The sequence below is a fragment of the Massilimicrobiota sp. An142 genome (assembly GCF_002160725.1).
Classification (GTDB): Bacteria; Bacillota_I; Bacilli_A; order Erysipelotrichales; family Coprobacillaceae; genus Allocoprobacillus; species Allocoprobacillus merdigallinarum.
In genome coordinates, this window is the sequence record NZ_NFLD01000056.1 from 1 (window position 1) to 9,063 (window position 9,063).

Below are 9,063 nucleotides of genomic sequence, written 5' to 3' on the forward strand. Positions count from 1 at the left end.
TATAGACATCATTTTCTAAAAAAATTATAACTTAAAAACTTAAAAAAATCATTAAAAATGATCAGTATCTTTTTGTGCTTTTTTAGCACAGAAAGAAAAAAAGGGAGAATTTTGAATTTAATCAAATATTCTCTCTATTGTAATGTCATTAAATTGACGACATTGACTAAGATTCAGTTCTTTTTTGTTGCGGTAAAACAATTTCAATCGTTGTTCCTATATTCAATTCACTCTTCAATGAAATCGTACCTTTATAATGCGATACTATATGTTTAACAATAGCCAAACCAAGTCCAGTTCCTCCACGTTGTTTACTTCTTCCTTTATCCACACGATAAAATCTTTCAAACACACGTGCCTGATCTGCAAGTGGAATACCAATACCCGTATCTTTGACAACAATTTTCATACCATCGCCTTGCGCTTCAATATCCACAAAGACACTTCCATGATCTTTATTATACTTAATGGCATTTCCTATAATATTGTTTAATAATGTATAGATTTGTTGATGATTTCCTATATACACCATATCTTCAAAAGAATATTCCATATGGATATCATGTTTCGCTATTTCTACTTCATAACTTTCTAAAACTTCGTCCACGATACTTCGCATTTTAATAGGCATCATTTCTGCTTCAATATCCATACTTTCTAATCTTGACAGCATCAATATATCATTAATCAATCGTGACATACTATCAACTTCTGTTTGAATCTTTTCTAACATAACTTGTTTTTGACTTTCATTTTGGACAACACCTTGAGCCAATAAATCACTATATCCCCTAATAGATGTCATTGGTGTTTTCAATTCATGAGAAACATTAGAGAAAAATTCACTACGCATTTTTTCTGCTTTTTTCGATGCCGTAATATCCACAAAAAGCAAAGTTGTCCCAAAATCAACTCGTGAAATATAACAAGCATAAATATTATGATCTATTTTTAGCTCAACCTGTTGTTTTGTAATGTTATTTTGTAAAGCTTGTATAATATCAGGAAAATAAAGATAATCTAAAATACGATCATGTACTTTCATATCTCCTAATATAGATATTGCCTTTTCATTAATACTTAAAATTTGATAGTCTTCATCCAATAAAACAAATCCCTCATTCATTTGTTTTAAAATTTCATCTATTTTAATACGTTCCAGTTTGACCTGACGCATAGATTTACGTAATCGATGTGATAAATTATAAATCGTGTCTACAATCACATTAAATTCCTGATAATCATAATCCTTCAAATCAACTCTAAAATCTTTACTCATATGATCAAGACTTTCACTAATTTCAATAATAGGTTTAGAGATTGTCACTGCCAGCTTACGTGATAGTATAAACGCAATTAAAAACGAAATAATACTGCTTACTGCAAAAGCTGGAATTAACGAACCTAAATAATCAGTAATACCGTGATAAGGAATAGCCAGTCTAATTATATAGTCTTCATGATTATATAAAGCTACATAAAGTGTATCCTCACCTGTTGTTTCAGATTTTCTTTGAGCATATCCTTCACTGGATTTTAAAGCTTCCTGAATTTCCTCACGATTCAAATGATTTTCAGATATAGAATCTTTTGCCGTATCAGCAACAACATTACCTTCAAGATCTATCACACTAATACGTGTATCATCACTATATGCCAAGGGATTTAACTTTTCAATTTGTCCATCAAGCGGCTGCTGATAATCCAAGGCATAATCAATCAGTTTTAAAGAATACAGCATATCGTGTTCAGTTGTATCTAAAATGCTATTAGATAACAGCGCTCCAGAAATCACACAACTGCTTAATAATGCAACAACCAGAATCACAATAAAATAACGGAGGATAGATTTAGTCATACTTATCCTCCTCTTTTTCTACAAAACGATAACCCACCGAACGAATTGTTTTAATATATTTTTCTCCGTCATCATTTAACTTCTTACGAAGTGAACGAATATGAACATCTAATGCTCTTGATTCCCCAATAAAATCATATCCCCAAATATTATTTAATAATTCATCTCTTTCGACAACACGATCTTTATTTTCTATTAAATAAACAAGCAATTGATATTCTTTATGTGTTAAATCCATAGTTTCTTGATGATGTTTTACCACATGTGTTGACTTGTCAATAGATAAGGATGGTGTTCTTAAAACTTTTGATTTAGGATGAACTCTTCTTAATAATGTACGAACGCGAGCACAAAGCTCCAATACACCAAATGGCTTTGTCATATAATCATCACTACCACTATCTAAGCCATGAATCTTATCAATTTCACTATCTTTGGCACTTAAAATCAAGATAGGCATTTCTGTATTTGTTTCTCTAATCTTTTTGACAGCAGAAATCCCATCCATCTGTGGCAACATCACATCAAAAATAGCTAAATCTGGTGCCTCTCTTTTTATTTCTATTATAGCATCAATAGCATTATCAAATAGTGTAACCTGATAACCATTAGATTCAAGAGATAGTTTAACTATCTCCTGAATATTTTCATCATCCTCTATGACAAAAATACGTTCGTTCATTGTTAACCCTCCTAAATCAATCTTTGATCATTCACTGAACCAGTTTGATTAAATTCTAACCATTCACAGATATTGACTGCATGATCTCCAACTCTTTCTAAGTATTTCGCAATCATTAAGAAATCAATACAGTAATCAATTCTTTCGCTGTTTTCTTTAATAATTTCTGCAACTTCCTGTTTCACTTCTTCAAATAAAGCATCAATTTCATCATCCATGCTTTTTACTAAACGTGCAGTAGATAAATCTTTTTTAATAAATGAATCTATAGATTCATGAACCATAATTTTAGCCTTTTTAGCCATTGTCGGAATATGCTCAACAGTCTTATAAGCATGTTCACCTTCAAAATTCATAATAATTTCTGCAATATCAGCAGCCTGATCCCCAATTCTTTCCAAATCAGTAACAATTTTTAAAGCTGTTGTCACATTTCTTAAATCTGTTGCGATAGGTTGTTGACGTAAAATCAAATTAAATGCTCTTGATTCAACAGTTCTTTCCATATCATTAATTAAACGGTCATTTGTAATAATCTCTTTTGCAAGAGCTTTATCCTGATGTTTAAAAGCATCAATCATATTTTCAATAGCAACTTCTACAAGATGCCCCATTTTTGTTAAATCAACATTTAACTTTTCTAATTCTTCGTCAAATAGTTTTCTCATCATTTTACATACCTCCATTATATTTGTTTTTCATGCAAAACACAACTCTTAACCAAAACGACCAGTAATATAATCTTCTGTACGTTTATCTTTAGGCATTGAGAAAATGTCCTTTGTTTCACCATATTCTACCATTTCTCCAACTAAGAAGAAAGCCGTATAATCAGCAATACGTGATGCCTGCTGCATATTATGTGTGACAATTGCAATTGTATATTTATCTTTTAATTCCATTAATAACTCTTCAATTTTTAATGTAGAAATAGGATCCAAGGCACTTGTTGGTTCATCCAATAAAATGATTTCTGGTTCTACTGCTAAACATCTTGCAATACATAAACGCTGTTGTTGTCCACCAGATAAACCAAGTGCTGATGTATGCAAACGATCTGCAACTTCATCATATAAAGCTGCTGCTTTTAAACTTTTTTCAACAATTTCATCTAATTTCTTTTTATTTTTAATACCATGAATTCTTGGTCCATAAGCAATATTATCATAAATACTCATTGGAAATGGATTAGGTTGCTGAAAAACCATCCCTACTTTTTTACGTAACACTGTTGTATCAACACGTGGATCATAAATATTTTCTCCATCTAATGTAATTTCACCATCAATTTTGACATTATTTACATAATCATTCATTCTATTTAAAGTCTTAAGAAATGTAGATTTCCCACATCCTGAAGGACCAATAAATGCTGTGATTTTATTTTCTACAATATCTAAATTCACATCTTTCAATGCATGTTTTTCTCCATAATGAAGATTTAAATTTTTAGAACTAATTTTTACACTCATTTTTTTAACCTTCCTTAATCAATTTTATTGACATCAAATCTTTTAGAAATCCATTTTGCTAAGAAATTCAATACTAATACAACAACAATTAAAATTAATGCAATGACAAAGGCAACATCATAATTCGCTTTTGCCATTTCTAGATAAAGTTGAATTGTTAAAGTTCCACCACTTGAGAATAAGTGTTCAAATAACCCTCTAGGTAATGTTGCTAAACTTCCTGCAGTGAATAGTAATGCAGCTGATTCAGCAACAATTCTTCCCATTGCTAAAATGATACCTGTTAAGATTCCAGGAATCGCACTTGGTAATAAAACTGTACGAATCATATACCATTTTGTCGCTCCAATTCCTAGTGCTGCTTCACGATAACTTTTTGGTACTGCCTGCAAGGCAACCTGTGTATTTCTAGAAATGATTGGTAAAATCATAATAGCTAATGTTAAGGCCCCTGTTAAAATAGAATACCCTAATTTTAATAAATTTCCAAAAAACAACATACCGAATAAACCATAAATAATAGATGGAATACCAGCTAAAACTTCAGTTGTAAATGAAATGATTTCAACAAATTTCTTATTTGTTGCATATTCATTTAAGTAGATTGCTCCCCCAATACTAATAGGACCAGCGATCAATAATGTCACAACAATCATATAAACTGTATTAATAATATTAGGTAAAATCCCTACTGTATCCTTTAATACACTTGTTGTATTGACAAGATATCCAAAATTGAAGCTTGGAATACCTCTTATTAATATATAACCAATAATAACAATCAATAGACCAACAGAAATGAGAGTGGATAATTGAATAAGAAAACTTAAGACTTTATCACTTAATCTACTTTTTTTATCAAAAATACTATTTTCCATCTTCTCCACCTCGTTTTAAAATAAATGTTAATATCAAGTTAATTGCTAAAATAAAGATAAATAATACCAAACCAATTGTAAACAATACTTCACGATGTGTTCCTGAAGCATATCCCATTTCAGAAACGATACCAGTTGTTAAGAAACGAACTGAATTGAATGGTAATGGGAAATTGACTGAGTTCCCTGCCACAAGCAAGATAGCCATGGCTTCACCAATCGCACGACCAACTCCTAAAACAATCGCTGACATAATCCCATTTTTAGCAGCTGGTAAAACAACTTTAAAAATTGTCTGCATTTGACTTGCACCTAGCGCCAAAGAACTTTTACGATAATCATCTGGTACTGATTTTAATGATGTTTCCGTAATATTAATTAAAGTTGGTAAAATCATAATGGCCAAAACCAAAATAGCTGAAATCAAATTGGCTCCACCTGTAAACTGATGTGTTTTTGACCCAGCAAAAATAGCCAGCTCCAATTGATACATTAATGGATTGATAATTAATATTCCTAAAAGTCCATAGACGACTGATGGAATCCCTGCTAACAATTCAACTGCTGATTTTACAATATTTCTCACTTTTGGATTAGCAATTTCAGCTAAGTTGACAGCTGTTAAAATTCCAATAGGAACTCCTATCAAAATTGCAAAGAATACCCCAACAATTGATGTTAAGATTATATTAAGAATACCATAATGTGGATCAGCTGCAGTTGGTGCCCATACATTGCTGAATAAAATTTCAGTTAATCCAACTTCAAAAATAGCTGGCGTTCCTGAAACAAACATATATGCTGTAATCCCAACAACAGCTACAATAGAAACAACAGCACAACAAGTAAAAATAATAGACGCTATTTTTTCTACCATTGATTTTGTTTTTCTATTTGCAATAATAGATATCATCTTCTTTTCCATATTTAACCCCTTCTTTTATATATAGCTCCACAAATCAATGCTAGTTTATATCTTTTCACGTAAAAGAAATAGCAATATTTTGTATAAAAAATGTTAAGATTATGTAAAATATTTAAATTTCTATGTATTTAATCCATGATTTTCGATGTTTTTTACATTTATTTCTTTACTTTTTCTTTACAAACAGTATAACTTTAAAATTTATTTTTATACAAAAAAAGAGGCATAATCCTATGCCCCTTAAAAGATTATTTTGCTGAAACTAAACCAACAGATGAGATAACTTCTTGTCCTGCATCACTATTAATGAATTCAAATACAGCTTGAACTTGAGCTGATTGTTCACTGATTTCACCTTTAGTTGCCATAACGAATGGTCTTTGTAAAGTATATGAACCGTCTTTTACTGTTTCTTCACTTGGTGCAACACCGTCTAATTGTAATGCTTTAACTTTATCATTTAATGCATCTAATGAAATATATCCAATTGCTCCTGGTGTAGATTGTACAGCTGCAGCAACTGCTCCAGTTTCATTTAATGTTTGAGCTAATTGACATTGATCAGCGATATCTAAGATTTCTTCGAATGCATCTCTTGTTCCTGAACCACTTTCACGTCCAATAACAACGATATTTTGGTCAGCTCCACCAACTTCGCTCCAGTTAGTAATTTTTCCAGTGTAAATATCTTTTAATTGTTGAGTTGTTAAATTTGTAGCTGTATTCGCTGTATCAGTAACAACTGCGATACCATCTAAAGCAACAATATTTTCTACTAAACCAGCTGCTTTTTCTTCATCAGTTAAAGCTCTTGATACATCTCCAATATCAGCAGTTCCATTTGTTACTGCTTCAACCCCAGCACTTGAACCTGTAAATTGTGGTTCTAATTGTAAATTTGGATAAGTTTCTACAATACCTTCTTTTAATCCATTAACAAGTTTTTCCATTGATGTTGAACCATTTAAAGCAACAGTTCCACTCACATCTCCACTTCCTGAAGCAGCCGCATCGCTACCTCCATCATTATTTCCGCATCCTACCAAGCTAAAGCTTAATACACATGCTAATAATAAAGCTCCGAATTTTTTCATATTTTAACCCTTCCTTTTTATCATTTATCATTCGTCTTTATTGACAAACATAGTGTATATCTTTTTAAATGGTGGAAAAATCATATTTTTGTATAAAATTTGTTAAGATTACGTAAAAACACATGATTATTTGAAGCAATAATCTAAATAAAATCCTAAGCCTCCGCTTAACACATAAACTTTCTGATATCCTCTTTGCATCAGAATTCTGGCACAATTATAAGCTCTGACTCCAACTGCACAATATATCACAACGGTCTGTTTTGGATCTATTTCCTGATAACGATGGATTAATTCACCGTATGGAATATGATAAGATCCTTCAATATATCCAGCTTTTCTTTCATCGTTTTCTCTGACATCCAATGTGATGACATGATCTTTGACTTGTTGATATTCATCAGGCAGCATCAACTGTATATAACCATTTTGCATATTCTCAGCGACATATCCTACCATATTGATTGCATCCTTAGCCGAAGCAAACGGTGGAGCATAAGCGATATGAAGATCTTTTAAATCCGTTACTTTTCCATGATAATGAATAGCTGTGGAAATCACATCAATACGTTTATCAACACCTTCATAACCTATAACCTGTGCTCCTAATATGTTCTGTTCAAGGTCATAGATCACCTTTATTGTCAGTGGCTTGGCTCCAGGATAGTATCCCGCATGGGATTTTTGTTGGATAATAACCACTTCATAATCTTGATGTCTATGTAAACCTTGAGCCTGTAATTGTTTTTCATTGAAGCCAGTGCTTGCTGCGGCCATCTCAAAAACTTTAATAATACTACTTCCTAATGATCCTAGATATTTTTGAGGATGCCCTGCTAGATTATCTGCCAGAATTCGACCTTCTTTGTTAGCCGGACCTGCTAAAGGTATCATTGTTTTTTGATGATGAATATAATGTTCAACTTCAATCACATCTCCAACTGCATAGATATCTGGAATATTTGTTTTTAAATATTCATCTACAACAATACCACCTCTTGCATTACAGTCAATTCCAGCTTTTTTAGCTATTTCACTTTGTGGCTTTACACCGACTGAAAGAATGACCAAATCATAACTTTTTGTAAAAGAGTTCGTTTTGACTTGTATTTTGGATTGATGATCTTCAAAAGCTAATAATTCTGTATTCAAATATAAATGAATACCTTTTCGATTTAAATATTTATGTATGGGCTGAACCATCTCAAAATCTAAATTATTTAAGATTTGTGGTCCTTTTTCTATAACATCAACATCTACATTCAATTCTTTTAAATTTTCAGCTGTTTCAATCCCTACAAAGCCTCCACCAATAATACATGCTGTGTGCATATTTTCCAGTTCCACTTTTTGGCGTATTTTTTCAAAATCATCAATTGTCCATAATTGTTGAATATCAGGATGATCAATTCCAGGAATCGGCAATCGAATAGGCGATGATCCTGTCGCAATAACCAGCTGATCATAATTTTCTTCATAAGTTTCTCCTGTCATATGATTATAAACGGAGATACTCTTGTTTTCAGGATGAATCGCTGTGACTTCACTCGCCACTCTGACATCAATCTGAAAACGATCATAAAATAATTGTGGTGTCATCAACAGTAAATCCTCTTTACCTTGAATTTCACCAGATACATAATAAGGCAATCCACAATTGGCATAAGACACATAATTTCCCTTTTCAAAAACAATCATTTCTACATCTTTATTTAATCTTCTCAGTCTGGCAGCTGTTGTGGCTCCAGCAGCTACACCTCCAATAATTAAAACTTTCATTATCTTCACCTTCCTATTTTTATTGTAAAGAACTTTTGATATAAAGTAAAATAACGTGCATTAAAAAAGGCATTTTATGAGTTTTTCATAAAATACCTGATGACTCTATAAATCACATATTCCTTTGCTTTCACCATACATGCTATACCAGTCGGCATTGAAATCATCTACTGCTTTTTCTATGCTTGGATTCTTGAAAATCTGTTTCAAGATCTCTACTGGTGCTGTAATGGACTGCGCTCCATAATTGAAGGCATCTCTAATCTGTTGCACTCCCTTGAATGATGCTGCGACTATCTTTGTATCATATCCATCCATGACAATACGATTTGATAATTCATTGATGAGCTCCATTGGATCTGCTCCTAGATTTCC

At 32.0% G+C, this 9,063-nt stretch carries 9 protein-coding genes; all 9 read right to left on the reverse strand.

The window, feature by feature from the left end; translation table 11 throughout:
• Positions 1–166 precede the first annotated feature (166 nt).
• Positions 167–1,858 carry a sensor histidine kinase gene (locus B5E87_RS14245; protein ID WP_087245996.1) on the reverse strand — a complete coding sequence of 564 codons (1,692 nt, stop codon included), beginning with the start codon at positions 1,856–1,858 and terminating at the stop codon, positions 167–169.
• Entirely contained in the window at positions 1,851–2,540 is a 690-nt protein-coding gene (locus B5E87_RS14250) for a response regulator transcription factor (protein ID WP_087245998.1), read from the reverse strand. The genes B5E87_RS14245 and B5E87_RS14250 overlap by 8 nt, the downstream gene beginning before the upstream one ends.
• Before the next feature lie 11 nt (positions 2,541–2,551).
• Positions 2,552–3,211, reverse strand: coding sequence for a phosphate signaling complex protein PhoU (phoU, locus tag B5E87_RS14255; RefSeq protein ID WP_087246000.1), 660 nt, complete (start codon positions 3,209–3,211; stop codon positions 2,552–2,554).
• Positions 3,212–3,256: 45 nt separating this feature from the next.
• On the reverse strand, positions 3,257–4,012 hold the full coding sequence (gene pstB, locus B5E87_RS14260) for a phosphate ABC transporter ATP-binding protein PstB (protein WP_087246003.1): 756 nt from the start codon (positions 4,010–4,012) through the stop codon (positions 3,257–3,259).
• A 14-nt stretch (positions 4,013–4,026) separates the two neighbouring features.
• The gene (gene pstA, locus B5E87_RS14265; protein WP_087246005.1) at positions 4,027–4,890 is read right to left on the reverse strand and encodes a phosphate ABC transporter permease PstA; all 864 of its coding nucleotides are present in this window, start codon (positions 4,888–4,890) and stop codon (positions 4,027–4,029) included.
• The gene (gene pstC / locus B5E87_RS14270; RefSeq protein WP_087246008.1) at positions 4,880–5,815 is read right to left on the reverse strand and encodes a phosphate ABC transporter permease subunit PstC; all 936 of its coding nucleotides are present in this window, start codon (positions 5,813–5,815) and stop codon (positions 4,880–4,882) included. The genes pstA and pstC overlap by 11 nt, the downstream gene beginning before the upstream one ends.
• A gap of 248 nt (positions 5,816–6,063) precedes the next feature.
• On the reverse strand, positions 6,064–6,909 hold the full coding sequence (locus B5E87_RS14275; RefSeq protein ID WP_087246010.1) for a phosphate ABC transporter substrate-binding protein: 846 nt from the start codon (positions 6,907–6,909) through the stop codon (positions 6,064–6,066).
• A 126-nt stretch (positions 6,910–7,035) separates the two neighbouring features.
• Positions 7,036–8,688 carry an FAD-dependent oxidoreductase gene (locus tag B5E87_RS14280; protein WP_087246012.1) on the reverse strand — a complete coding sequence of 551 codons (1,653 nt, stop codon included), beginning with the start codon at positions 8,686–8,688 and terminating at the stop codon, positions 7,036–7,038.
• Between the two features lie 105 nt (positions 8,689–8,793).
• Positions 8,794–9,063 (reverse strand): transaldolase family protein (locus B5E87_RS14285; RefSeq protein ID WP_275112323.1); only part of this gene is annotated, 270 nt, incomplete at its 5' end.